General features: G+C 64.2%; 21 protein-coding genes. All 21 read left to right on the top strand.

Translation table 11 applies throughout. The features are described from left to right. Positions 1–33 precede the first annotated feature (33 nt). Positions 34–1,050 carry a Gfo/Idh/MocA family oxidoreductase gene (locus BLU29_RS11690; RefSeq protein ID WP_091058063.1) on the top strand — a complete coding sequence of 339 codons (1,017 nt, stop codon included), beginning with the start codon at positions 34–36 and terminating at the stop codon, positions 1,048–1,050. Continuing rightward, a complete protein-coding gene (locus BLU29_RS18755) occupies positions 1,047–1,544 on the top strand; it encodes an acyltransferase (protein ID WP_091058060.1) in 498 nt (165 codons plus the stop codon). The genes BLU29_RS11690 and BLU29_RS18755 overlap by 4 nt, the downstream gene beginning before the upstream one ends. Continuing rightward, positions 1,541–2,647 carry a DegT/DnrJ/EryC1/StrS family aminotransferase gene (locus BLU29_RS11680; RefSeq protein WP_091058058.1) on the top strand — a complete coding sequence of 369 codons (1,107 nt, stop codon included), beginning with the start codon at positions 1,541–1,543 and terminating at the stop codon, positions 2,645–2,647. The genes BLU29_RS18755 and BLU29_RS11680 overlap by 4 nt, the downstream gene beginning before the upstream one ends. A gap of 61 nt (positions 2,648–2,708) precedes the next feature. Continuing rightward, positions 2,709–3,671: an NAD-dependent epimerase/dehydratase family protein gene (locus tag BLU29_RS11675; protein WP_091061114.1), complete on the top strand. Its 963-nt coding sequence runs from the start codon at positions 2,709–2,711 to the stop codon at positions 3,669–3,671. After that, complete coding sequence (locus tag BLU29_RS11670) at positions 3,668–4,813, top strand: DegT/DnrJ/EryC1/StrS family aminotransferase (RefSeq protein WP_091058055.1); 1,146 nt, start codon at positions 3,668–3,670, stop codon at positions 4,811–4,813. Before BLU29_RS11675 ends, BLU29_RS11670 begins: the two co-directional genes overlap by 4 nt. A gap of 13 nt (positions 4,814–4,826) precedes the next feature. Continuing rightward, complete coding sequence (locus BLU29_RS11665; RefSeq protein WP_091058053.1) at positions 4,827–5,279, top strand: acyltransferase; 453 nt, start codon at positions 4,827–4,829, stop codon at positions 5,277–5,279. Then, on the top strand, positions 5,276–6,220 hold the full coding sequence (locus BLU29_RS11660) for a glycosyltransferase family 2 protein (protein ID WP_091058052.1): 945 nt from the start codon (positions 5,276–5,278) through the stop codon (positions 6,218–6,220). Before BLU29_RS11665 ends, BLU29_RS11660 begins: the two co-directional genes overlap by 4 nt. A gap of 3 nt (positions 6,221–6,223) precedes the next feature. Continuing rightward, positions 6,224–7,435 (top strand): L-2-hydroxyglutarate oxidase, encoded by a 1,212-nt coding sequence (gene lhgO / locus BLU29_RS11655; protein ID WP_091058049.1) that lies wholly within the window; start codon positions 6,224–6,226, stop codon positions 7,433–7,435. 259 nt (positions 7,436–7,694) lie between these two features. Next, positions 7,695–8,654, top strand: coding sequence for a glycosyltransferase family A protein (locus BLU29_RS11650; RefSeq protein ID WP_091058046.1), 960 nt, complete (start codon positions 7,695–7,697; stop codon positions 8,652–8,654). Between the two features lie 196 nt (positions 8,655–8,850). Continuing rightward, positions 8,851–9,048, top strand: coding sequence for a hypothetical protein (locus BLU29_RS11645; protein ID WP_091058044.1), 198 nt, complete (start codon positions 8,851–8,853; stop codon positions 9,046–9,048). A gap of 65 nt (positions 9,049–9,113) precedes the next feature. Then, complete coding sequence (locus BLU29_RS11640) at positions 9,114–11,777, top strand: glycosyltransferase family 2 protein (protein ID WP_091058042.1); 2,664 nt, start codon at positions 9,114–9,116, stop codon at positions 11,775–11,777. Positions 11,778–11,787: 10 nt separating this feature from the next. After that, positions 11,788–12,786, top strand: coding sequence for a class I SAM-dependent methyltransferase (locus BLU29_RS11635; RefSeq protein ID WP_157693815.1), 999 nt, complete (start codon positions 11,788–11,790; stop codon positions 12,784–12,786). A gap of 195 nt (positions 12,787–12,981) precedes the next feature. After that, positions 12,982–15,852: a glycosyltransferase family 2 protein gene (locus BLU29_RS18405; RefSeq protein ID WP_197677698.1), complete on the top strand. Its 2,871-nt coding sequence runs from the start codon at positions 12,982–12,984 to the stop codon at positions 15,850–15,852. Positions 15,853–15,856: 4 nt separating this feature from the next. Beyond that, on the top strand, positions 15,857–17,797 hold the full coding sequence (locus BLU29_RS11625) for a glycosyltransferase (protein ID WP_172830256.1): 1,941 nt from the start codon (positions 15,857–15,859) through the stop codon (positions 17,795–17,797). Continuing rightward, positions 17,794–20,793, top strand: a complete 3,000-nt coding sequence (locus tag BLU29_RS11620; RefSeq protein WP_091058035.1) for a hypothetical protein — start codon at positions 17,794–17,796, stop codon at positions 20,791–20,793. The genes BLU29_RS11625 and BLU29_RS11620 overlap by 4 nt, the downstream gene beginning before the upstream one ends. After that, the gene (locus tag BLU29_RS11615) at positions 20,790–21,950 is read left to right on the top strand and encodes an acyltransferase (RefSeq protein ID WP_091058032.1); all 1,161 of its coding nucleotides are present in this window, start codon (positions 20,790–20,792) and stop codon (positions 21,948–21,950) included. Before BLU29_RS11620 ends, BLU29_RS11615 begins: the two co-directional genes overlap by 4 nt. After that, the gene (locus BLU29_RS11610; RefSeq protein ID WP_197677697.1) at positions 21,947–22,930 is read left to right on the top strand and encodes a glycosyltransferase family 2 protein; all 984 of its coding nucleotides are present in this window, start codon (positions 21,947–21,949) and stop codon (positions 22,928–22,930) included. Before BLU29_RS11615 ends, BLU29_RS11610 begins: the two co-directional genes overlap by 4 nt. Before the next feature lie 7 nt (positions 22,931–22,937). After that, positions 22,938–23,153 carry a hypothetical protein gene (locus BLU29_RS11605; RefSeq protein ID WP_091058025.1) on the top strand — a complete coding sequence of 72 codons (216 nt, stop codon included), beginning with the start codon at positions 22,938–22,940 and terminating at the stop codon, positions 23,151–23,153. Further along, on the top strand, positions 23,140–24,750 hold the full coding sequence (locus tag BLU29_RS11600; protein ID WP_091058022.1) for an FAD-dependent monooxygenase: 1,611 nt from the start codon (positions 23,140–23,142) through the stop codon (positions 24,748–24,750). The genes BLU29_RS11605 and BLU29_RS11600 overlap by 14 nt, the downstream gene beginning before the upstream one ends. Continuing rightward, positions 24,747–25,607: an NAD-dependent epimerase/dehydratase family protein gene (locus BLU29_RS11595; RefSeq protein ID WP_157693814.1), complete on the top strand. Its 861-nt coding sequence runs from the start codon at positions 24,747–24,749 to the stop codon at positions 25,605–25,607. Before BLU29_RS11600 ends, BLU29_RS11595 begins: the two co-directional genes overlap by 4 nt. After that, a complete protein-coding gene (locus BLU29_RS11590; protein WP_091058018.1) occupies positions 25,604–26,380 on the top strand; it encodes a class I SAM-dependent methyltransferase in 777 nt (258 codons plus the stop codon). Before BLU29_RS11595 ends, BLU29_RS11590 begins: the two co-directional genes overlap by 4 nt. Positions 26,381–26,404: the final 24 nt, after the last annotated feature.

Here is a 26,404-nt window from a genome sequence, read left to right as displayed (position 1 = left end):
AACTTATCGTCGACCTCTACTGCCTAGAATTACATGACCGCTCGAATCTCGCTCTGTATCGTGGGCTATGGCTACTGGGGCCCGAAGCTAGTGCGCAATTTTCTCGGTCTCAAGGAATGCCGGAATATCGTGGTGTGCGATAGCATGGAAACCCGTCGCTTCCAAGCGGTAGCAGACTTTCCGAGCGTGCAGGTCACGGCAGATTTTGCCTCGGTCCTCGCCAACCCTGCCATCGCCGCCGTGGTGATCGCGACGCCCGTAACGACTCATTTTCCGCTGGCCAAAGCCGCGCTACTCGCCGGCAAACATGTGTTGGTTGAAAAGCCTCTCGCCACCACCGCAGAGCATGCAGAAGAACTTGTGGCTCTGGCCGCCCGCCAGGGGCTTTCGTTGATGGTTGATCACACGTTTGTCTACCACTCGGTCGTCGCCCGGATCAAGACGCTGCTCGACGAGAGCCATCTGGGCAAATTGCGCTATATCGATTCGACGCGCATCAATCTCGGTCTTTTCCAGCATGATGTGAACGTCATCTGGGATCTTGCGGTGCACGATGTTTCCATTGTGCATCACCTCGTGCCCGAACGACCGGTTTCGGTGCAGGCGATCGGTGCGTCGCACGTCGCCAATGGCCTGGAAAATATCGGCTTCCTCGTGTTGCGTTATGCCTCGGGTCTCATCGTGCACTCTAACTGCAGCTGGATCTCGCCGGTCAAGATTCGTCATATGTTGTTTGGCGGCGACAAACGCATGATTCTCTACAACGATCTCGATACCGAGGAGCCGATAAAAATCTACGACTCCGGATTTGAAGCCCGTTCCGACGACGAGCGCAGCCAGCTGCTGTTCGATTACCGCGTCGGCGACATCCATTCGCCCAAGATCGTTATCGCAGAGGCCTTGCAGTCGATGGCGCGTGATTTTGTCCGCTCGATTCACGCCCAGCGGCCCGCCATTTCGAACGGCGCATTTGGCCTGGAAATCGTGAAGGTGCTCGCCGCCGCCGAGCGGTCCATCCGCAGTAATGGCACGGAAATTCGTCTCGCATGAAAGTTCTCAATGAGCAAAGCCCGAGCCGCAGCCTCGTAAATGTGGAGGCCGGGGAGAACGTCCGCATCTTTAATTTCGTTAATGCCTACGGATGCAGCATTGGTGACAACACCAAGGTCGGATCCTTCGTCGAGATCCAGAAAGGCGCGAAGATCGGCCGGAACTGCAAGATCTCCAGTCACTCGTTCATCTGCGAGGGGGTGATCATTGAGGATGGAGTCTTCGTGGGCCACAATGTCACCTTCATCAATGATCGCTATCCGCGCGCAGTAAATGCGGACGGCTCGCAGCAGACTGAAGTCGATTGGACCGTTTCGCCTACGCTCGTTCGGCGCGGTGCTTCCATTGGCAGCTCGGCCACGATCCTGTGCGGTGTCACCGTCGGCGAAGGTGCCTTGGTTGGCGCGGGCAGTGTCGTCACGCGTGACGTGCCGCCCGGCGCGGTTGTCGCCGGAAATCCCGCCAACATTTTAAAGAAATCTTCCCCCCGATGAACCTCCGCGTCCCTTATTTCGATCTCACGGCCCAGACTCGCACGATCCGCCCCGAGCTCGACGTCGCCATCGGTCGCAATCTCGACCGCGGCAGCTTCTGCCTTGGCCCGGACGTGGTCGATTTCGAGCAGAGCTTTGCCCGGTATTGCGATTCCGCGCACGCCGTCGGCTTCAATAGCGGCACTTCAGCGCTGCATATTGCGCTCTTGCTCCTCAATGTCGGGCCAGGCGATGAGGTCATTACGACGCCAATGAGCTTTGTCGCCACCTGCTGGGCCATCACCTATGCCGGGGCCAAGCCGGTGTTTGTCGACGTCGACGATGCAACTTGTAACCTCGATCCGGCTCGGATCGAAGCGGCAATTACGCCCCGCACCAAGGCGGTCATGCCGGTCCATCTGTACGGACAGCCATTCGACTTGGGTGCGATTTCGGAAATCTGTGCCCGTCGTAATCTTGCGCTGGTGGAAGATGCCGCGCAGGCGCATGGCGCCACCTATGCCGGGCGGAAGGTCGGCAGCTTCGGGGCTGTAGCCGGGTTTAGTTTTTACCCCGGAAAGAATCTCGGGGCGTGCGGCGAGGCCGGAGCTCTAGTCACCCGCGACCCCGCATTGGCCGCGCGCGCCCGCGCGCTGCGCGAACATGGGTCGACGGTGCGGTATTACCATGATGAGATCGGTTTTAATTATCGCATGGAAGGCATTCAGGGCGCGGTGCTCGGCGTAAAGCTCAAGCATCTGGACGCCTGGACTGCGCGGCGGCGCGAGATTGCCGCACGTTACACCCAACTGCTGACAGGCACGCCGCTCAAGCTGCCGCGAGTGGTGCCGCGCGGCGAAGGGGTGTTCCACCTCTATGTTGTCCGGCACCCGCGGCGCGACGAACTGAAGAAATTCATGGAGGCGAATGGCGTTGGCACTGCGTTGCACTATCCCCTCCCGATCCATCTGCAAAAATGTTACGCGAGCCTCGGCTACCAGGCTGGGGATTTCCCCTTGGCCGAGGCCATTGGCCGCGACTGCCTCAGTCTCCCCATCTATCCCGAGATGACCGATGAGCAGGTCGATATTGCAGCCGGTGTGATCAGTCGGTTTTTCCAGTGAGCCATGACCATCGCATTTCCAATTCTAACCCAGGTCCAAAGGTCTGCCATTTCAGATGAAAATTGAAGGAATGCATATTCTCGTGACCGGTGGGGCCGGCCTGATCGGCTCACATACGATCGACCAGCTCCTGCTCCAGCGACCAGCCAAGATCACCATCGTGGATAACCTCACCCGCGGCCGGCTCGAGAACCTCTCCGCGGCGCTGCCGACCGGGAAGGTCGATCTGGTGCAGGGCGACGTTCGGGACGAGGCGCTGCTGGGCCGGCTGATGCCAGACGTCGACCTGGTATTCCACCTGGCGGCCATCCGGATTACCCACTGCGCCGCGGAACCGCGACTCGCGCATGACGTTCTCGGCACCGGCACTTTCAACGTCTTGGAGGCCGCGGTGAAAGCGGGCGTCAAGAAGGTAGTCGCCGCCTCAAGCGCATCCGTCTATGGTCTGGCCCAGCATTTCCCGACCCCGGAAACGGACAACCCCTACGACAACCGCACCCTCTACGGGGCGCTCAAGGTCTACAACGAAGGCCTGCTCCGCAGCTATCATGCGATGCATGGGCTCGATTATGTCGCCCTGCGCTACTTCAATGTCTACGGATCACGCATGGATATCCATGGGGCCTACACGGAAGTGCTCATCCGCTGGATGGACCGACTCATCGCGGGTCAGCCCCCCCTGATCCATGGCGACGGTGAACAGACCATGGACTTCATCTACGTCGAAGACATCGCCCGGGCCAACGTCCTCGCCATGCTCTCTTCCGCCACTGATACGGTGCTCAATATTGCCAGTGGCACCGAGACCAGCCTCAACCAGCTCGCCGCTGCTCTCGGTCAGGTCATGGGCAATCCACTGGCTCCCACCTACGGACCAGCCCGCGCTGTCAACCCGGTATCGCGCCGGCTCGCCGCCACCGTCGCCGCCCGTGAGCAAATCAACTTTACCGCAGAGATTCCCCTCCATGAAGGCCTGCGACGGCTTGCCGCGTGGTGGGCCGAGGAAAAGCGCAAATCGGTATGATTCCGATCATCAAGCCCGTTGTCGGCCAGGAAGAGGCGGACGCCGCCGCCCGCGTCATTCTTTCGGGATGGCTCACGCAAGGTCCGGAAGTCGCCGCATTTGAGGGCGAGCTTGCATCGTTCACCGGCGCAAAGCATGCTTGTGCTGTCTCGAATTGCACGACCGCCTTGCACCTTGCCCTTCGCGCCTGCGGCGTGGGGCCGGGCGACGACGTGCTCACGGTGAGTCACTCTTTTATCGCGACCGCCAACGCGGTTCGTTATCTCGGCGCCCGGCCGGTCTTCATCGATATTGACCCGCAAACCTATAATTTAGACCCGGAACTTTTGCCGCGCGTCATCACCCCGCGGACCAAGGCCATCCTTTGCGTGCATCAGATGGGCCTGCCTTGCCCTCTCCCGGCCATCGTGGCCTTCGCCCGTGAGCGGGGCTTGCCAGTCGTTGAGGATGCCGCGTGCGCGATCGGCAGCGAGGTTGCCCGTGACGGGGTCTGGGAGCGCATCGGCCGTCCCTATGGCGATGTGGCCGTCTTCTCCTTTCACCCTCGTAAACTGGTCATGACCGGCGACGGGGGAATGATCACGACGAACCACTCCGAGTGGGACCGGAAGTTCCGCCTGTGGCGTCAGCACAGCATGAGCGTCCCCGACACGGTGCGGCACCATTCCGCGAGCATCGTGTTCGAGAACTACACCGAACTCGGCTTCAACTACCGCTTGACGGATGTGCAAGCCGCGATCGGACGCGTTCAGCTTCGGCGTTTGCCGGCAATCGTCGCGCGCCGGCGGGAGCTGGCCGGCCATTACCTCAAACAGCTGGCTTCCATCCCGAGACTTGGTCTGCCCCATGAGCCGCCTTGGGCCCGGACCAATTGGCAGAGCTTCTGCGTCCGGCTACCCGACGGGATCGACCAGGTGGGCGTGATGCAGCAGATGCTGGATGCCGGGATCGCCACACGTCGGGGAATCATGTGCAGCCATCGCGAGCCGGCCTACCAGATTGAGCCGTGGGACGCCGGCGTCGGCCTTGGCCAGAGCGAACGCGCCACCGACCGGTGCATTTTATTGCCGCTCTACCATCAAATGACGGAAGCCGACCTGAACTTGGTCATCAACCGGCTGGCCGCCGTGCTTTCGGCGTAAAGCCCACCCCGCGATGAAATGGGACGCCACCCGCGGCCTGCCGCCCAACCCTTATAACGCGCAAGCCTGGATTACCGGCGAACCGCGGATCGGTCAGGGCACCTGGATTGGAGCGTTCACGCTCATCGATGGGAGCGGCGGACTGACGATCGGGTCGGGTTGCGACATCAGTTGCGGCGCCCAGATACTTACGCACTCGACGGTAAAGCGCTGCGTCACTGCGCGCAGGCATGCGACCATCGAGCACTGTGCCTCGGAAATCGGCGACTGCGTCTTTATCGGAGCCAACGCCGTGATCCTCATGGGCGCGAAGATCGGTCATCATTCGATTGTGGCGGCGGGTGCCATTGTGCTCGAGCATATGGAGGTGCCGCCCTACTCGTTGGTGGCCGGAGTGCCGGCACGGGTCGTTCGCTCCATCGAGAATGAGGCGCAGCACTGGGCTGCCGAATCCTCGCCGCCATGAAAATCTCCATCATCACTCCCGCTTACAACGAGGACCCGAACCTTCCCTTGCTTTACCAGCGCATCCTCGCGCTGGATTGGAAGGACCAGCAGCTCGACTGGGAATGGCTGGTGGTCGACGACCACTCGCATGACGGGACGGACGCGTATTTGCAGCACCTGGCGGAGATAAATCCTCGGGTGCATCACATCCGTTTTGCGCGAAATTTTGGCAGTCATGCCGCGTGCGCCGCCGGGCTGGAACTCTGCACGGGCAATGCCGCCGTTGTTCTCGCGGCCGACCTGCAGGACCCGCCCGAAACCATCTTCCCGCTCGTCAACGAATGGCGCGCGGGCAGCAAAGTCGTCTGGGCGGTGCGGGCGGACCGGCCCGGCGAATCACTGCTCTCCCTTGCCTTTGCCCGGATCTACTATGAGCTCATGCGCCGATACACTTCGGCCAAGCTTCCCCCTTCGGGCGCGGATTTCCTGCTCATGGATCGCCTGGTGATCGACGCGCTGAAGGCCGCCCCGGAAAAAAACACTTCGCTCTTCGCCCTCATTCAATGGATGGGCTTCGACCAGGCGCACATCGCTTATACCAAGGCCCAGCGCCATGGTGGGGTTTCTAAATGGAATTTCAAGACGCGCCTCAAGCTGGCAATCGATTCATTTGTCGGGTTCTCCTATGTTCCAATCCGCGCCACCATTGTGCTCGGGCTCTCGCTGGCGTTTCTCGGCTTTCTTTACGCGTTGTTCCTGATCGTCCGGCGATTTGGATTTGCCAATCCAGTCGAGGGCTGGACGTCTCTGATTTGCGTGGTGCTCATCACCTCGGGCATTCAGCTCCTCATGCTGGGCACGATGGGCGAATATTTGTGGCGGTGTCTCGATCAGACGCGCCCACGGCCGCGTTTCATCATCGAAAGCATAGACGGCCATGCTCCCGGATTGCCTCGATGATTTGTGAGCGGAAAATCCTCACACCTCATCATCGGCGCCGGCTTGGTCGGCCTGGCAACAGCATATCGCCTGTTACAACGGTTCCCGCAGGCCATCGTCACCGTGCTGGAAAAGGATCCACGCGTCGCCTCGCAGCAGTCCACACACAACAGCGGCGTGCTTCACGCCGGCCTTTACTACAAGCCAGGCTCCGAAAAGGCCCGCCTCAGCGTGGACGGCTTGCGGCAGATGGTCGAATTTTGCCGTGAACATGGTGTGCCGCATGAAATCTGCGGCAAAATCGTGGTGGCGACCAAACAGGCCGAACTACCCCACCTGGCCGACCTCGAAAATCGCGGACGGCTCAATGGCCTTGTGGGGCTCCGCCGCCTGGGACCAGAGCAGATCAGGGAACAGGAACCGCATGCGGCCGGCATCGCCGCGCTTCATGTGCCCCAGGAGGGCATCGTGGATTACCGTGCGGCCGCCGATCGGCTGGCCTTGGAGGTCCAGCGCCTCGGGGGGCGGATTGAAGTGGGCGCCCCGGTAATTGGTCTCAGCCGCCGCCAGGGAGAGTGGATCGTGAGAACGCCCTCCGGGGAGCATGCGAGCGCTTTCGTCGTAAATTGCGGCGGCCTGCACTCCGACCGTTTGGTGAAACTCGCGGGAGGAAGCCCGACCGTCCAGATCGTGCCGTTCCGGGGAGAGTATTTTGAATTGAAGCCGGAGCGCCGGCATCTCGTGCGAAATCTTATCTATCCCGTGCCGAATCCGACCTTCCCTTTTCTCGGTGTACATTTCACACGGATGATCGGGGGCGGCGTTGAAGCAGGCCCCAACGCCGTGCTGGCCTTCGCGCGGGAAGGCTATCGCAAGACCGATTTCAACTTTGCCGATTTCGTGGAAGCCGCCCTGTTCCCGGGCCTGTGGCGATTCATTGCCAATTATCCTTCCATCGCGGGCTATGAGTTTTATCGCTCGCTAAGCAAAGCGGCATTTTGTCGGTCTTTGCAACGACTCGTGCCCGAAATTACCGTTGCCGACCTACAGGCCGGCGGCGCGGGGGTGCGGGCTCAGGCGATGACGCGCGCCGGCCGGTTGGTCGACGACTTCCATTTCGAAACCGGGCCTGGCATTCTCCACGTCGTGAATGCACCCTCGCCCGCCGCCACCGCATCACTTGCCCTCGGGGCGAGAATTGCCGCCTTGGTGCCCCCTCCTGTGCTACAGCATTGAAGCCCGCTTCAATGTCTGATGCTGCTACCTTCCGATGACCAAATCCGCCGCTGAATTGAGCACCCTGTTGCCAGAGGCGGAAAAACGCGCAGCCGCGGCGGTCAGGCTGGCGATCGAAAACGGGCCATGGCGCGAAAGCGCGGGATTCTCCTCCCCTTGGCCGTTAAGCGTGAACCCGCAGGCTAGACTGCCCTAGACGAACAACCGCGTCGCCTCCCTCGAGAAACTCCGGCAGAATCACCGACAAGAATTTTCCTCCATGATCGAAATTTGCCTGTGCACGCACAATCCCCGCCGCGACGTGCTTGACGTGGTCCTGCGTAGTATCGCGGCACAAATCGTCCCCGAGGGTGGGGTTTTATTCCTCCTAGTCGACAACGCCTCGTCACCCGCGGTGCCCGAGACCGTGCTCGCGCCTTTGCGTAGTCGCGGCATCAGCAGCCGCCTCGTGCGGGAATCCCGGCCGGGCATTTTCCACGCACGCAACCGGGCCATGCGTGAATCCACACAACCGCTGATTCTCTGGGTCGACGACGACACCGAGTTCCCCCCCGACCACGTGTCGAAATGTCTGACCATCGCTCGTCAACATCCCGAGATTGGCTGCTTCGGCGGCAAACTGCGCCTTGGTCCCCAGTGCCGGTTCCCCGCCTGGACCGTCTCCCTTCACCCCTGGCTGGCCGTCGTTGATCGCGGGGAACAACCGATTACCAACAAGACCGATCAATGGGGCCACTGGGAACCTCCGACGGCCGGCGCGGTTGTGCGTCGCGAGGTGATCGCGTGCTACCTCGAGTTTGTGGACAAGCTGCCACCGGCATACAGCATTGGACAGGTTGGAAGCAGAAATCTGATGCGCGGAGAAGATTCCCTCCTGATGCGTATGGCCCACCGCGCAGGTTTCGCCTGCTCCTACCAGCCGAGCCTATGGGGCATTCATCACCTCGACAACCGCCGCTTCCGACTTCGCTTTCTCTTTCGCCTGTTATACGGCTACGGTCGTTCCTATGTCCGTTTGGAACGCGTCTTCGGCAATGAGCTGCCGCCGCTTACCCCCAAAAATGCCTGGGCATATTTCTGGGCCACGCAACCATACCAAAGGCATCCGGATTGGCGTATCATTCTTGTGATGAAGGCCTGGAACCTCGGCTATATTGTCGAAAGAACCGTTCGATTAAATGAAGCCTCCGTTCGTCAGCAGCAGCATCCCGCATTATAAGCCTCTTGCGCCCGGGCCGCTGGAGGTCACATCGCCACGACATGTCCTGACCGGAATTTCCATCGCCTCGGATCGATCGCTTACGTGGCGCAACCGGCCAGAATTGCTCGAGACTCGCCTCCCGTTGCGGGAGTCGAGAAAATCCCCGGCCACGTGAATCTTTACAATATGCCAAAGCTAGCCGTTTAATATCCAGATGTCAGTACCTGATAGCCTGCCGGTTCCCTATCTCTCCGTCGTCGCGGCTTCGCGCAATGATGATCACGGCGGCGACCCGCTGATTCGCACACAGATTTTCATCAATACCTTCGCCCGGCAATGCGAGAAATACCAGTTGCCGGCCGAGCTGATCTTGGTCAATTGGAATCCGGTGCCCAGCCGGCCCGGGTGGTGAATCCGTATCCTTGCGGCTGGTCCGGCTGACTGGGTTCCGGACCGCGTCGCTTCCCCCCTTTCCTGATGCGCCACTACTGCACCGTCCTGACCGCCGGGCACCTGCCCCGGGGCCTCGCCCTGCACCGGTCGCTGGTGACCCACGACGCGGATTTCAATCTCACCGTGCTTGCCTTGGACGAAGTCACAGTGACCACCTTGGAAAGCCGAAGCCCGGACCGAATGACGGTGCTGCCGGGCGCGGAACTGATTGCGCGGTATCCGGCGCTTGCCGCCGCGCAAGCCGACCGCACCCCGGAAGAGTTCGCTCTCACCTGCAAGGCCTGGCTGCTCCGGCATACCTTACCGCAGATCCCCGCCGGCGGGTTGCTCACCTATATCGACGCGGGCATGTATTTCTTCAGCTCGCCCCAGCCCATCTACGACGAGATCGGTGCCGCTTCCGTCGCGATCACTCCATTCCGCTATCCCGCCGTCCTCACCCACCTGGAGCGTTGCGGCAAATTCAATGCCGGCTGGGTTTCCCTGCGGCATGACGACACCGGCCTGGCCTGCGCCGCGACCTGGGCGGAACAGTGCGCCGCCTGGTGCTTCACCTTTCGGGAAGCCGGCCGCTATGCGGAACAAAAATACCTGGATGCCTGGCCCACCCAGTTTCCCGGCACCGTCAGTATCAGCCATCCCGGCGTCAACGCCGCCCCTTGGAACATCCAGGACTGCGTGATTGCCGCGACCCCGCTAGGACTGCGGATCAACCAGGCGCCGCTGATCTGCTATCATTTTCACGGCCTGGTGCATTTGGACCGTCAACTCTACGATCCCGGCCTGCACCGGTATGGCGTCACCCCGACGCGCGAACTGCGCGAGCAAATCTACCACCCTTACCTGCGGCTGCTCGCCGGCAACGACACCGCGAACGCGCCCGAGATTGTCCCGCCGGCCGCCGCCGACGACCCGCGTTGCGGCGCGGTGATCCCCCAGCTGCTGGATCGCGTGCGCACCGCCGAGGAGAATCGCGGCGCCTCCCTGGTGGCCCTGGAGAAAACCCGCGACGCAGCGCGCCAGTTCATCGAGGACGAGCACGCCGCCAAGGTCGAACGCGAACGCTACACGCGGGAAGTCGAGCTGGAGCGCGACCAGCAGCGGCAGTCCTTTTTCGACACGCGACAAAAACTGCTGGCCTTTCACGATGACCTGGTGCGCAACATCGCCTACATCAAAACGCTTCACGCGGAGGCGGACATGTTCAAGCAGGCCGCCATAGACCGCGAAGCCTACATCGCCAACCTCAACGAACAACTGGCCCGGCGGGAAACCGGCGGCGGCGGACCGGATCTCGGGGAGTTCGGCCGGGCCCTCGAGCCACACTCCCGCGATCTCCGCCGCATCCTGGTGCTCAAATACCACCCGCGCCTGCTGCCGGCCATCCTCTGGTGGTCCACCTGGGGAATCAGTGTGGAAGTACTGGCGAGCCCCCCCGAGCTGGCCGGTCCGCCGCGCGGCAACGTGCAGTTCTGGGCCGAATCGATGTGGGAGTGGCTGGGCGGACTCAACACGCTGTTCAATGAACAGGGTTATCTGCTCGCCAACCCGGACATCGACGCCGCCATCGGCCGGGGCGAGGTGCCGAGCGGCTGGGATCATTACCAGCGGTTCGGCCAGCGCGAGGGCCGGGCCACCGGCACGCCGCATTTCCGCGCGGGGCTCGCCGATGCCGATGCCCTCGCGTTCGACAGCGCAGATGCCGGGCCGCTCCTGCCCTGCCTGATCGGTCGCCTCCAGCCGCCACACCGGCTGTTTGTGAGCAGCTGCTTCAACCCCGCCACCCTCTGGCTGCCGCCCGAGACGGCCCGCACCATCGTGCTGGGCGACCTGTTGTGCTGTGCCCGGCCGCCCCGGACCTGGGTCGGGCCGCGGCTTCCGGCCGCCCTGCCGGTGGCGCACCGGCCGCCGCTCACGGCGGAGCAGATCTATCCGGCCACCCCGGCCCAGCAGGCCGTGTGGCCAAAAATTTCCGTGGTCACCACCAGTTTCAACCAAGGGGCCTATCTCGAGGAAACGATCCGTTCCGTGCTGGACCAGAATTATCCCAACCTGGAATACCTCGTCGTCGACGGCGGCTCGACCGACGGGTCCCTGGAAATCCTCCAGCGCTACTCCGATCGCCTGGCCTGGTGGGTGAGCGAAAAGGACCAGGGCCAGTCCCATGCCCTCAACAAGGGCTTCGCCAAAAGCACCGGTCGCATCCTGGCCTGGTTGAACAGCGACGACCGGCTCGCCCCGGGCAGTCTTTTCACGGTGGCGCAGCAATTCCTCCTGCATGCCACCGACCTGGTGGCCGGCCGCTGCGCCCGGGTGGCCGATCGGGCGCCGCAGCCTCGCCACGTCCATCGCAGCGTCCTGACCTTCGGCCAGATCCAGCCCCTGCCGCTCGCCGAGCTGCTCGACCTTGACCGCTGCTGGCTGCAAGGCTGGTTCTTCCACCAGCCGGAGGTTTTCTTCAGTCGCGATATCTTCGATCGCGCCGGGGGCCGCCTGCGCGAGGACCTCTACTACAGCATGGACTACGACCTCTGGGTGCGCATGGCCAGGGCCGGCGCGAAAATCCTGCCGCTGCCGGAAATCCTCGCGCTCTTCCGCGAGCATGCGAAACAGAAAACCGGCGGCCCCGACGTGCCCTATCTGCCCGAACTGCGCGCGGTCAACGCCGCCCACCGGGCTTCAACCTGAGGCGCCGCCCATGACTCCCGCATCCGCTTCCTTCCCCGCCTGGATCGCCAGCCTTCACAAGTGGCATGGCTGGTTGCAGCTCTCCGCCGAGCGGGCCTACATGCACGCGGAGGAGGAATACAACAGCCACTATGGCGTGGCCGCCGTCGAGCTGCGCGAGGGTGAAGGCTTCTGCAATCTGCTGCAAACCCACCGGGTGGACACCAGCGGCCCGGCGCTGGAAATCGGCTGCGGCACGGGTTACCTTTCGTATGGCCTGGCCCGGCATTATCCCGGCCCCGACTACCTGATCACGGATCCGTCGCCCACCTTCCTGCGGCTGACCCAGGGCCTGTTCGGCCCGGATTTCGCCGGCACCACCCGCCGGCACTACGCCGTGTTCAATGCCGATGACATCGCGCTCCTGCCCGCCGGGATGTTCTCGGTCATCGCGCTGCGGTCCACCCTGCACCACATCCTGAAGGTGGAGGATTTCATCGGCGCCTGCGCGCGAGCGCTTCGAACCGGCGGGGCCCTGGTCATGGGCTCCGAGCCGTGCGCCACCGGGTTCCTGCTCATGGCTGCCGTCGCCCAGTCCATCCCCAGTGCGCTGAAGGCGGCCGGCATCGAGATGCGCCCGGAGTGGACCTTCAAGCTCAACGATTTCACCAGCACCGTGCAGTTCTGCTGCAACCGGGACATCGACAAGACCCATGGCGAGGACAAGCACTTCTTCGACCCGATGGAGCTGGCCAAGCTGGGTGACGCCCACGGCTTGAAACTCGAATTCCTGCCCACGGGCTCCTTTCAGGATTTCGCCCCGCCCTATGGCTGCGCTTTTCACTGCTTCAGCAGTTTTTTCCTGATGTATATGCAATTCTGCATGCGCTTCGGCGACGAATTCATGGCGCAGATCCGCGAGCACCTGAAACCGCAGCTCAAGTTCATCGACGACTGCCACCGCAGCCACGCCGGCCCGGCGGTCAGCAGCATTTTCCTCCTGCAGAAACCCCGCGACCCGGTCCGTTGATGTCGCCGGCTGCGGTCCCGCCCCGCCCACGCTTTTTTGCTGGCCTGTCCCGGCACAACATCTTCCCTTGCCCTTGATGTTCGCCTCCTGCCGGGCCCGCCCCAGCGCGCTACCCATGCGACAATTTTCCCTCCTTTTTGACACCCACGACTTGATCCGGGGCCTTGCGCCGCACCGGTTCGTCCAAGCATGTCCATGAACGAACGTCCCCCCTATCTCTCTGTGGTCGCCGCTTCGCGGAATGATGACCACGGGGGCGATCCACTGAGCCGCACCCAGATCTTCATCAATAACTTTGCGCGCCAGTGTGAGAAACACCACCTGCCGGCCGAACTGATCCTGGTCGATTGGAATCCGGTCCCCGGCCGCCCCGGCTTGGCCGGCGTCCTGCAATTGCCCCCGGAGGCGACCTTCTGCCGGGCCCGCGTGATCACCGTCCCGGCCGTCCTGCACGCGCGATTCAAATACGCCGACCGGCTGCAGTTCTTCCAGATGATCGCCAAAAACGCCGGCATCCGGCGCGCGGCCGGCCAGTTCATCCTGGCGACGAACATCGACATCATCTTTTCCGACGAACTGATTCGCCATCTCAGCCGGCAGCAGCTCGACCCACGCAAAATACTCCGGGTGGACCGCTATGACATCCACGGCGGTCTCTCCGGCAAATTGCCGCTGGACGAAACCTTGGAATACGCTTGGAACCATCCCGTCCGCAGCTACCGCCGGCTCGGTCCCAAGGCGCTGGTGGAACATCTTTACGGAGAGGAGATGTTCAAACGCCACTGTCAGCCCGATCCCGAAGTCTGCCGGAAGATCAAGGGGATCAAGGTGGTCGCAGAAAACGGCGCCTGGTCGGTGCGCCCCAAAAAGGACAGTGGCCTGGAGGACCTGCACACCTACGCCTGCGGCGATTTTATGCTGCTCTCCCGCGAGGGCTGGGAGGCCATCGCCGGCTACGCCGAATTCGAGGCCTTCGCCTTCAATATTGACTCTTTTGGCCTGCTTGCCGCGCACCATGCTGGCTTCGAGGAAGTCGCCCTGTTGCCGCCCTGCGTGTGCTTCCACATCGAGCACAGCCTCGGCTCCGGCTGGACCCCGGAAGGGGAGGGAAAACTCTTCGCGCGGCTCGAGGAGAACAAAATCCTAAACCCCGACTGGGAGGTCCTGCACCCTTTGGTGGAGGCCATGAGGCAAGGGGAACTGCCGACTAAAGTAAATGGTTCGTCTTGGGGGTTGGCCGATTTTGATCTTCCCGAACAGCCGCTGCTGACCGGAAAAATCGTCCCGGGCCCCCTGCATCCCGTTCCTTACCAAGCCCCGGCGGACAGACCGGTCAGCGCCCTGCGGCCCGAGTTCGACCTGGATCTGCTCACCCTGTGGCACAAGCACCTTGCCGGGCGCTTGCACGAACAGCTCGCGGATTCCAAGGTCGCGTTGGCTCAGACCGTCGGTTTCCTCCAGCAAGTGGAAAAGGATTCCGCCGAACGCCTCGCGTCCATCGAGATTTATCAGGACAAGCTGAAAACCGCCTACGTGGATCTGGATCGTAACGTCACCTATTTGAAAAAACTCGAGGCCGAGATCGCGGCGCACGTCCGGGTCGCGAGCGAGCGGGACGCCCTGATCGCTGGCCTGAACCAACAGCTGGCCCGCCAGACGGTCACCGCCGCGCAATTCAACCACGAGGAGATCCGGGCGGCGCTGGACCCCTACGGCCGCCACCTGCGCAAACTGATCGTGACCAAATATCACCAGCACCTTCTGCCCCATATCCTCTGGCTTTCGGCCATGGGCACCACGGTGGACGTCTTCGACTGTCCGCCGGAGCTGGCTCTGGCCGCCCACGGCCCGGTGCACTTCCGGAAGGAAACCCTGTGGGAATGGCTCGGCCGGATCAACAGCCTGTTCAATGAAAAGGCCTACCTGCTGGCCAATCCGGATGTCAGTGACGCCGTCGCGCAGGGCCTGCTGCCCGGCGCCTGGGACCATTACCTGTTGTTCGGGGAGCGCGAGTGGCGCAAGTCCGGCATCAAGACTTACCGCACCGGCCTCGCGGAGGTCGACGCCATCGCTTTCGATAGCTCGGACGCCGCCGAGGTGCTGCCCTGCCTCGCCGGGCGCCTGCAACCGCACCACAAGCTGCTCATCGGCAGTTACGATCCGGCGGCCACCTGGCTCCCGCCCGACAACGCCCGGGTCACCGTGCTCGGCGACACCCTCATCTGCTTTCGGCCTCCGCAGGACTGGCTGGGACCGCGCGTGCCCGTCAACTCCGCCGCCTTCAGCTGGCCGCTCGTCCGGGCCCAGGATGTCTACCCCCCCCGGCCGGCGCAGGCGGCCGAGTGGCCGACCATCAGCGTGATCACCGTGAGCTACAACCAAGCCGCGTATCTCGAGGAGACCATCCGCTCCGTCTTGGACCAAAATTATCCCAACCTGGAATACATCGTTGTCGACGGCGGCTCGACCGACGGCTCGGTCCAGATCATCAAAAAATATGCGAGCCGCTTGAAATGGTGGGTCAGCGAAAAGGACCGCGGGCAGTCGCATGCCCTGAACAAGGGTTTTGCGCAAGCGACCGGCCGCATCCTCACCTGGCTGAACAGTGACGACCGGCTGGCTCCCGCCAGCCTGTTCACGGTCGGCCAGACCTTTCTCCTGCACGGCACGGACATGGTCGCCGGCCGGTGTGCGCGCGTCGCGGACCAGGCGATCGAGCCCCACCACATTCACCGCAGCACGATCCCGTTTGGCCGCATCGACCGCCTGCGCCTCGATCATCTGCTCGACTTGGAAGGCTGCTGGCAGAAGGGCTGGTTCTTCCACCAGCCGGAGGTCTTCTTCACCCGGGAAATTTTCGACCGGGCCGGCGGCCGGATGGACGAGGAACTCTACTACAGCATGGACTACGACCTGTGGGTACGCCTCGCCAAGGCGGGCGCGAAGATTTTCGCGCTGCCCGAAATCCTCGCCATTTTCCGCGAGCACGCCCAACAGAAAACCGGCGGCGCCCTCCTGCCCTTCCTGCCCGAACTGCGAAAGGTGAATGCCGCCCACCGGGCCTGACGCGATGAAATCCCCGCCCGACAAACGCCGCGCCTTGGAACTGCCGCAACGCGTTCTGTTTCTCAACGACGTAGGTTTTCAATATGGCGCGGGCGTGGCGCAGGCCCGCCAGGTTGAAACCCTGCTGGCCCTCGGCATCGAGGTCGGCGTCTTCGCGTGGGCGACCGGCAACATCGACCTCAAGGATGTCGCCACCCGGCCCATCGACCCGGACCTTTGGCGCGGCATCCGCGAAATCAACGCGCTGGAAGGCGGGAAAAAACTGTCCGATGCCAGCGTGATCGCCGGGATCCTCATGGAGGTGGCCCGCTTCAATCCCGCGATCATCATCATCGGCAATCTCCACGCGGCGAACTGGCCCTTCAGCCTGCTGCCCGCCCTGCGCGAAATCGGGTGCCGCGTGATCGCCTTCCTGCACGACGCCTATCTCTACACGGGCCGCTGCGCTTATCCGGGCGGCTGCGAACTCTACCTGACCGGCTGCAACGCGACCTGCCCTACCGCCGACCAGTATCCCAAGCTCGAGCCGGCCCGCATCGCCGGGGCCTGGCAAATCCGGCGGGACATCTTCGGCGGCCCGAACGGCGTCGAGGTGGTCGCCAACAGCGATTGGAGCAACCGGATGTTCCGGACGGCGCTGCCCGCCTGCCGCTCGGTGGAAACCATCCACTTGGGCGCCGACGAGTTGGTGTTCAAGCCGGGCGACAAGGCGGTTGCGCGCAAGATTCTCGGCCTGCCCGGCGACAAGCCGGTCGTGCTCTCCGCGGCCGTCAATTTCCAAGAACCCCGGAAGGGCGGCCGCCAGTTGCGCGAAATCGCCGCGGCGCTGCAGAACACCTGCACTTTCGCCGCCTTCGGGCACAACGCCCACGAGGTTCCCGGCCTCATCGGTCTGGGCTACCATCTGCAGGCGGACAAGATCGCGATGATTTATCAAGCCGCGGATATTTTTCTCGGCACCGCCACCGAGGAGGCCTTTGGCCAGACTCTCATGGAGGCGCAGCTCTGCGGCCTGCCGGTGGTTGCGTTCAAAACCGGTGGCGTCGATGAAATCGTGCGCCATGAAATCACCGGGTTGCTCGTGAGCAACGGCAACGCCGCGGAAGCGGTGGCTGCCATCCAACAGTTGCTGGGCGACGCCCTGTTTCTGGCCAACGCCTCGGCTTGGGCGCGGCAATATGCCGTCAGCCGCTTTTCCCAGTGGGCACATGAGCTGGGCTGGCATCATTTTCTCGTCGGCCTTGGGAAGACCGGCACCGGGTTTGTTCCGCCCCGCCATGTCTATCCGCTGAATGACCGCGGTGACAATGCCGCGCACTTCCCCTCCTGGCCGGTCCCCTCGGCGGCCGGGGTTTTCATCAACGTCGAGCACCGGGAAATCTACGAAAAAACCAAGCACCTCCCCGGATGGCAGTCGCCCGGCGACGCGTTCAAACTATATGAAATGGGCTACCATGCGGGCGATGTGATCCTGGAAATTGGCACCTACGGCGGCCGGTCCGCCACGGCGGAACTGCGCGGGGCCCTCGCCAATCCCGCCCGCACGGCCCGCCCGCAGTTTTACGGCATCGACATCGAGGCCAGCTCCATCGCCCGCACCCGCGGCACCCTGGCCGATGAATGCCTCAGCGACTATTGCCACCTCTTCCATGGCACGCTCCAGGATTTCGTGCAGCGCTGGGACATTGCCCCCACCATGGTGTTTCTGGACGGCGACCACAGCTACGAGGGCGTCATGGCCGATCTGGCAACCCTCAGCCGCTATCTCCGGCCCGGCACGCCGGTGCTGGTCCATGATTTTCTGAACCCCGACAATGCGACCGGCGCGATCGGCGTCCGCCGGGCCGTGGAGGAATGGGCCCGGGTCACCGGCAGCCGGTTCACGGGTTGCTTTGGCGACGCCGCCCTCTATTTAACGGCGGCGGATTCCGCGCCCCGGACATGACCCTACTGATTATCCATTTCGTGCTGCTGGCTTGGATCTCCCGCGCCATGGCCCAAAAACTGGTATCCGGCTGGCTCGACCGCATGCTGGCGGGGGCCATGCTTTTCTGGGGCAATATCGTACTCACCAGCCTCGCGCTGTCGCTCTTGGAAAAATTGGGCGAACCCAACTGGTTTTTCCGCACCTCGCTCCTTTTCGGCCTCCTCCTGCTATGGCTGGCCCGCAGGCTGCCGGCCGCCCCGCCCGTGCTGGCCGCCACCCTGGCGAAGCCGAGCCGGCTCCTGCTCTGTTTTGTGTTCGGCAGCCTGGGCCTGATGCTGCTGGCGAACCTCCGGATGGCGTCGGCCAATCCGCCCAACAACTACGACTCGCTCGCCTATCACCTGCCCCGGGTGATGTATTACCTCGGCCAGAATTCCCTCGCGCACTTCGAGACCGCGGACATCCGGCAGGTTTATTTTCCGTTCAACTACAACCTGCTCCAGTTGTTTTGCTTCATCTACGGTCCGCCGTGGGTGACGATCAACTTCATCAACGTCTTTTCATGGGTGATCGCGGGCGGCGCGGTCTACCGGCTCGCGCGCCTCTGCGGCTGCAGCACCGGTGGCTCGCTGGTCGGGATGTGGCTGGCCCTCACGGCCACCGGCGTGCTCGCCCAGGCCACCGCGACGACCCTCGACCTCACCACCGCCGCCGCGTTGCTCAGCGCCTTGGTCTTCGCCCTGCGCTGGCGGCAATCCGCGGCGCCGGCGGACGCCGTGCTGGGCGGCCTGGCCGCCGGCCTTGCGGCAGGCGCGAAGCTGACGGTGGTGTTCTTCGGCCCCGCCGTGGTGGTGTTGCTCCTCACCTTTTGGTATCAGCATCGGCGCGAGCAGCAGGCCCGGGCCTTTTCCGGCGGGGTGCGCGCGTGGAGTGTGCCCGCGATGCTCGCGATCGTTCTCAGCGTGCCGTTCATCCTCTATAATCTTTCCGCCACCGGCCATTGGATGACCAACCTCCTGGACTTCACGCTTAACAAACCGTTCAGCCTGGCCGGTGCCTGGCAGACCGGGAAGGCCTATCTGTTTCAGTTGTGCTGCGAACCCTTCGGCCGCTTTTCCTATGACCTGGAGTTCGTCGCCAGGTTGAACGGCTGGTTCGAACGCACTTTTTTTTCCGGCTGGAACAAAGCGTTTGCCTACTCCGATTTCTACGTCATTCCCCCGGACCTGAACGAGGACCACGTCTGGTATGGCTTCGCCGGCCCCCTGTTTCTCGCGTGCGCGGTGCTTTGTCTCTGGCGCGACCGCCGGCTGCGCGGCCCGCTGGCCTGGCTGGCGCTGCTCGGGCTCGGCTGGTTCGCGACGTATTTCGCGATGAACAAGTGGTCGCTCTACATCCAACGCTACTTCCTTCCCGCGCTGACGCTGCTGGCGCCCTGCGCCGCCGCGGTGTGGGACGGCGGCGGCTCGCGCATTCTTCACGGGATTAAGCGCGCGGTGTTTTTCCTGGTCATGGCCACCGCCCTCTGGTTCTCGGTCATCTATCTCAACGAAAACCGCAACCGGCCGTTCTGGCTCCCGTCCACCGAATACACCCCGCCGGTCATCCTCCCGGATGTGCCGCCGATGCTGCGCGACCGCCTCGCCGAACAGCCGCGCGTCAACGTCATCACGGACGGCACGAACGAGCGGGCCTTCCTCCTGATGAACCTGGGCCACAACCAGCGGTTCACCTCGAACCAGCCGGTCGACCCCGCCAGATACAACATTTTTTCCTTCTGGGGATTCACCCGCAATAACATCTACAGCAACATCGCGCATATCGCCTCCCACGCCGTCGTCGCTGTGCCGGACAAGAAGACCGCCGGCGTGGAATTCCTCGGCACCATCGGGAAAGGCGTCAACGCCTTTGATTACGCCGGCCTCATGCCGCACGCCAATGAGACGAAGGCCAGTCCAGCCAACGCCAACATCGTCGTCCTCGTGCGCTACGGCGCGGGGGAACCCGAACGCTTCCGGCATTGCAGCCTGCGGGTCAACGGCCTCAATCCACGCGACGACGCCCGCGTCGAGATCAATGCCGAGATGGAGGACGGCACCACTGTGCCGCTCATGGCGCAGGACCATTCGGGCGAGGTCAAATTCGGCCTGTCCAAGCCGTTCAAGCGCCTCGCCATCCAGGTGTTCGATCGCGCCACCGGCCGCAAGATCGGCTACGGCGACCTGCCCTACACGATCAAGCCCTCCGAGGTGGAGACCGAGCCGGCGTTCAATGCCACCACCCTATTCCGTTCGGAGTTGATTTCCATGAAGCCGGTGCGAAACCTTTCGATCAACGGTTTGGCGGACCTCGAAGGCCCCTACGTCCGGTGGGACCTGCCGCTGTTCCGCTGGGCCAGGCAGCCCACGGTGCGGATCGAAATTCCCGCCAATCCCCGCCTCCGGCGCCTCCGGCTCACCTTTGACGCGCGCCTGCAGGTGCGCGACGAAGGCCGTCTCAGCGTGCTCCACAACGGGCGGCTGGTGCAGGATTTCCTCCTCCGCGGTCGCACCGAATGGCAGCACGCCGTGCTCGAGTTTGCGGCGGACGCCGGCGAAAATGTCATCGAACTCCGCGACGCGCCGGACAACGAGACGCCCGACTGGCTCGGCTATCTCGAACAAAACCCCGACGTCAAGGACGCTGTGGTCGCCAGCGGCCAGCCGCTGGAGGCGGGTGCGCGCGAGCACTACGAAAAACACGGCGCGGCCGAACACCGCCGCCTGCCGATGAAATCCAATCCCCGCGAGGTTCCCGACTGGCTCGGCTATCTCGAGCAAAATCCCGACGTCAAAGCGTTCGTCGTGGGGCGAGGCCAGCCCCTGGAGGAAGGCGCGCGCGCGCACTATGAAGCCTACGGCCGGAACGAACACCGGACGCTGCCCCGCAAACCGGCGCCCGCCGCGATCACTCCGCCCGAGTCCGAGTATTTTGTTTACCGCCACCTGCAGGTGGAGGGACTAAGCAACCAATGAATCCCGCCGCCCATCCCGCCGCCGCCGCTGCGCCCCGCGCACGCAACGCCTACCTCGACACCCTTCGGGGGGCCGCGATCTTCGGGGTCGTGTGCATTCATTTTGGCGGCAGTTTCGTCACCGTGGAGAACGCTTGGACGCCTTCCTTCTACCTCGGGCTGGTGGTCGGACAGTTGTTCAACTTCGCGGTGCCGGTGTTCATTTTTATCTCGGGCGTGCTGGCGGGCTTCAGTTCGGCGCGACCCTCGGTGGGAGCCTACTACCGCAGCCGCCTGGTCCGCATCGGGCTGCCCTACCTCGCCGCCAGCGTCGCCTCGTTTTTCCTGCTCAACCACTATGTAACCTGGCAGGCCCTGCCCGGTTTCAACGCCAAGCTGGGTTGGCTGGCACAGCGGCTGTGCTATCTCGGCGTGGAACCCACCCTGTATTTCATCCCGCTGATCCTCCAGCTGTATCTCCTGCAACCGTTCCTGGCGGCACTGCCTCGCTGGATTGAGCGTGCGACCGGCGGGACCGTCAAACTGGAGCCGGCCATCCTGGGCCTGGCGCTGCTGTTCCTCGCGCTGCATGTCGTCCTCGGAGTGCTGTGCTATCGCGGCATCCTGAGCTATTATTATTGGTGCCGGCCCTGCGCGCTGTTCTGGCTGTGCTATTTCTTCAGCGGCCTGCACTTCAAGGCGCTCATCTCCTTTTTCTCGCGCCGGACCCTCCTGGTCCTGGCCGGCGCCGCCACGCTGGTGGCGCTCGGCGCGCTGGTCGCGGATTTCCGTTACCTGACCGATCGCAGCGCGGTGGGCGCCCACTTCGAATTGAACAACATGGACTGGGCCTACGCGCGCCCCCCGCTCCTGGTCTACGACCTCGCGATGGTGGCCATGCTGTCGGTGGGCATCGCGCTCGGCTGGAGCTGCCGCGCCAGCATCGTTTCGTTCCTCGGGCCCTACACCCTCGAGATTTATCTCTGGCATATTCTGTTGCTCTACGAAGGCGCGTGGCGGCACGCTGAGGCCCTCGAATCTTGCCGCCAGATGCCCGAAGTCATCCTGCTCATCGCCGCCTTCGCCTGCCTGCTGCTCGCCGGCGCCAAATACGGATGGACCGCCGGGGTGGCCCTCGTCCGGCAATATCGCCTCGTCTTGGTCCGCAACCCGTGGTGAAAACCCGTCCCCCCACCGCTGTCATGGAAATCGCGATCATCCTCCCCGCCTACAATGAGGCCAAAACCATCGGCTCGACGCTGCGCGATTTCCACCGCGCCCTGCCGGCGGCGCTGCTGTGTGTCGTGGACAACAATTCCACCGACGGCACGGCCGAGGCGGCGCGGGCGACGGCCGCCGCCCTGCCGTCCTGCCGGTTCCTCCTGCTCGCGGAAAAACGCCAGGGCAAGGCCTTCGCCATGCGCCGCGCCTTCACCCTCATCGAGGCCGACGCGTATGTGATGAGCGACGCCGACTCGACCTACAGCGCCAGCGACCTCGCCCCGCTTCTCGCGCCGGTGCTGGCCGACGAAGCCGACATGGTCGTGGGCGACCGCCACGCCCAGGGCCATTATCGCCGCGAGAACAAGCGCCCCCTGCATAACTTCGGCAACAGCCTGGTGAAGGCGCTCATCAACCGGCTGTTTGGCGTGACGCTTCACGACATCCTTTCCGGCTACCGCGTGTTTTCCCGGACGTTTGTGAAGTCCTTCCCCGTCCTCACCGCCGGCTTCGAGCTGGAAACGGAGATCACGCTGCACGCCGTCGACAAACGCTTCCGCATCGTCGAGCTGCCGATTTCCTACCAGGACCGGCCGGCCGGGAATTTTTCCAAGCTCTCCACGTTCCGCGACGGACGGAAGGTGCTCACCGCGCTCTTTTCCATCCTGCGCTACAACCGCCCGCTCCTCTTCTTCGGCGGCATCGCGGGCGTCTTCGCCGCCTTCGGCCTCGCGATCGGCTCGCTGCCGGTGGTGGAGTATTACCACACCGGTTTGATCCTGCACATTCCCTCCGCCATCCTCGCCTCCGGCCTGATGGTCTGCGCGGTCACCACCTCGGCCATCGCCCTCATCCTCGACAGCGTCGCGCACATGCAGCGGCACGATTCCGAGCTCCGCCTTATCGAGTTGGAAGCGGCGCGGCGCCGCCGGCCCTGAACGCACCATGCTGGAGCAGCTCAAGCCGACCCCAGCGGAAATCGAGGCGCTGGCGCTGGCCGAAACGGACCCGCACCGGCAGTCCCGCTTCGCCCCCGTGCGGCGGGGATTCCTCGGCAACCTGCTCCTCATCGCCTTCGCCGCCGGCGCGGGCTTCGTCCACGCCCTGTTCGCCACGCTTTGGCGGCAAACCTTCCGTTCGTCCCCCGATGACGCCCGATGATGTGTTGCTTGTCGGCTCCGGGCCGGCCGGGGCGATGGCTGCGGCCGAACTCGTGGCGCGGGGCGTGCGCGTCACGCTCGTGGACTATGGCGACGACGATCCCGCGATGCGCGCCCGCGTGCCCGACGCACCGTTCAGCCAGCTTCACGCCGGGGATCCGGCGCAGCGCGGTTACCTGCTCGGGGACAACCTCGAGGGCGTGCCGCGCACCGGTGTCCGCGTCGGCGCGCAGCTGACCCCGCCGCGCCAGTTCGCCAGCCGCGCCGCCGAAAGCCTGCTGCCTGTGCACAGCCCGGATTTTCATCCCATGCAATCGCTCGCGCTCGGTGGCCTCGGCGCAGCGTGGGGCACCGCGTGCTTCACCTATACCGCCGCGGAGTGCGCGCGCATCGGCCTCGATCCCGCCGCGCTTGCAACCCAGTATGCCCGCGTCGTCGCCGAGGCGGGCATCAGCGGACCGCCGCGCGCCGACTGGTGGGAGGAGGTGTCCGGCCACCAGCCGCCGCTCGAACTCGACACCAACGGCGCCAGCATCCTCGCCGGCTACGAACGCCATGCCGCAGACTGGCAACGCAGGGGCTTCGTGCTGGGCCGCGTGCCGCTGGCGATCAATTCCCGGCCGCACGGCGACCGCGGCGCCAATCCCTATTTCGATACGGACTTCTACGGCGACGTGCGGCGCTCCGCCTACCGGCCGCGCTACACGGTCGAACGGCTGCAACGGGAGCCGAATTTCCGCTACGAACGGGGATGCCTCGCGCTCAGTTTCCAGGAGGACGCCGACGGCGTCGCGCTCACTTGCGCGCGCGACGGCGGACGCGTGACCTTCCGCGGGCGGCGGTTGTTGCTCTGTGCGGGGGCGATCAACTCGGCGCGACTCGCCCTCGCATCGCTGCCGCTGGAGGCGCGCGTCACCACCATCCTGTCCAGCGCCTATGTCTACTACCCGACCCTGAACCTGCGCATGCTGGGCCGCGCAGCCGCCGACCGCCGCCACAGCATGGCGCAGCTCACGGCGCTCTTCGGCGACCTCGCGCAGCCGGAGCGCACCTGCAGCCTGCAGATGTATTCCTATCGCTCCCTGCTGCTCTTCAAGCTGGTCAAGGAAATCCCCCTTGCCCCGTGGGCCGGGCTGCTCGTGTCGCGCGCCATCGTGGACGCGCTTGCGGTCTTCGGAGTCTTTTTTCCCGACGACGCCGGCCCGGCCAAAACCATGCGGCTCGGCGCCAGCACCACCTCGGCCGCCCCCGATCTCCACATCGCCTATGCGCGTCCCGCCGCGCAACAGGCGCTCCAGGCCGGCCTCGAGGCCCGGCTGCGGCGTTGCTTCTGGCGGCTGGGTTGCGTGCCGCTCACGCGGGTGGATCCCGGCCAGGCCGCGAGCATCCACTATGCCGGCACCATCCCGCAGCGGAATCCGGTCAACCCGCGCTTCCATTCGCAGCCTGACGGCCGGCTCGGCGACAGCCGGCGCGTGTTTGTGGGCGATAGCTCCACTTGGAACTGGCTGCCCTGCAAAGGGCCGACCTTCACCGCCATGGCTGGCGCGCGGGTGGTCGCCGGCCACGTGGTGGCCAGCCTGGGGGCGGGCAAGTGAAACTGCGTGTCGCCATCACCGGAGCCAACGGGATGCTCGGCGCCGCCCTCGCCCGCCGCCTGCTCGCCGCAGGCGCGGGTGTGCAGGCGCTCGCCCGCCGCGCGCCGAACCTGGCGGGGGCGGAATGGAAGACCTACGACCTGGCCGGACCCGGGACCGCCAACTTGGAAAATATCGACGTCGTGGTGCACGCCGCCTTCGCCCAGGGCGCGGCCGGGCCGGCGCTCCAGGAACTGAATCGCTCCGCCGCGCAGCGGCTGCTCGCCGCCGCCCGGAAGCAGGGTGCGCATTTTATTTTCATTTCCTCCATGTCGGCGCACGCCGACGCCGCCTCCTCCTATGGCCGCGCCAAGTGGGCGATCGAACAAATGCTCGACCCGGCCGGGGACACGATCGTGCGGCCCGGCTTGATCGTCGGTCCCGGCGGCACCTACGCGCGGATGCTCGCCGCGCTGCGACGCGCGCCGGTCGTGCCGGTGTTCTACGGCGGCACGCAGCCCGTGCAACCCGCCGGCCTGGATGACGTGGTCCGGGGACTCGAGCGCCTCGCGACCGGACGCCTCGCCGGCGTTTTCAATCTCGGCGCGCCCGAGCCCATCACGGTCCGCGAACTCTATGCGCGGATGCTGGCCGCCACCGGCTTGCGCCGGGCCATTGTGCCGCTCCCGGGCGATTTCACCGTGGCGCTGCTGCGCGTGGGCGAACGCCTGGGCCTGCATCTGCCCGTGACGGTCGAGAATCTCCTTGGCCAGAAATGCCTGCGCGCCTTCGATACGTCCGCCTCGTTCATCCGGCTCGGCCTGACGCCCGCGCCGCTGGATGACCTGAACTGGAGCATCCCCTCGCCGCCTCCATGAGTTTTCTCCACGAACCACGCCTTGACGGCATCGCCGTCGGATCCCCGGAGTTTTTCCAGATCCAAAACGAGCTGATCGCGACCCGGCCCGCGCTCCGGCATTGTTATGACGTGTGGTATCGCACCCTGCTGGATGATCCCGCGGTGCGGGATGCGCCGCCGGACGCCCGGTTCCTGGAACTCGGCAGCGGCGGCAGCCGGCTCAAGGAGTTCGATCCGCGCATCATCACTTCCGATGTGTCCCCCGGCATAGCGGAAATGGTGGTGGATGCGCGCGAACTCCCGTTTCCCGACGCCAGCCTGCACGCGATCTTCCTGACGCACGTGTTCCACCACATCCCCGACGTCAGCCGGTTCCTGCGCGAGGCCCAGCGCGTGCTCGTGCCCGGCGGGGTGATCGGCATGATCGAGGTCGCGGCGACGCCGTTCGCGCGGTTTTTCTTCAACCACTTTCACCCCGAGCCGTTTTCCCCGGAACTCGACTGGAACTTCGCCCAGAGCCACTCGATGATGGATTCAAACCAGGCGCTGAGCTGGATCGTCTTCGAGCGCGACCATGCTCGCTTCCAACGCGAGCATTCCGGCCTGATGCTCGAGGAAAAGCGCTGGCTCCCATGGCTGCCCTATCTCCTGAGCGGCGGTGTCACGCGCCGTGACGTGCTGCCCCGGGCCATCGTACCCGCCATCATAAGCACCGATCGGATCCTGCGCGGCCTCTATCCACTCTTTGCCCTGCATTGGTTTATTCGGTTGCGCAAAGCCGCCAGTCACTAGGAATGGCTGGTCCTGAGCGCATCC

Origin of the sequence: Opitutus sp. GAS368, assembly GCF_900104925.1 — a bacterium.
In the GTDB taxonomy this organism is placed as follows: domain Bacteria; phylum Verrucomicrobiota; class Verrucomicrobiia; order Opitutales; family Opitutaceae; genus Lacunisphaera.
This window is presented reverse-complemented; position numbering and strand designations above follow the sequence as displayed.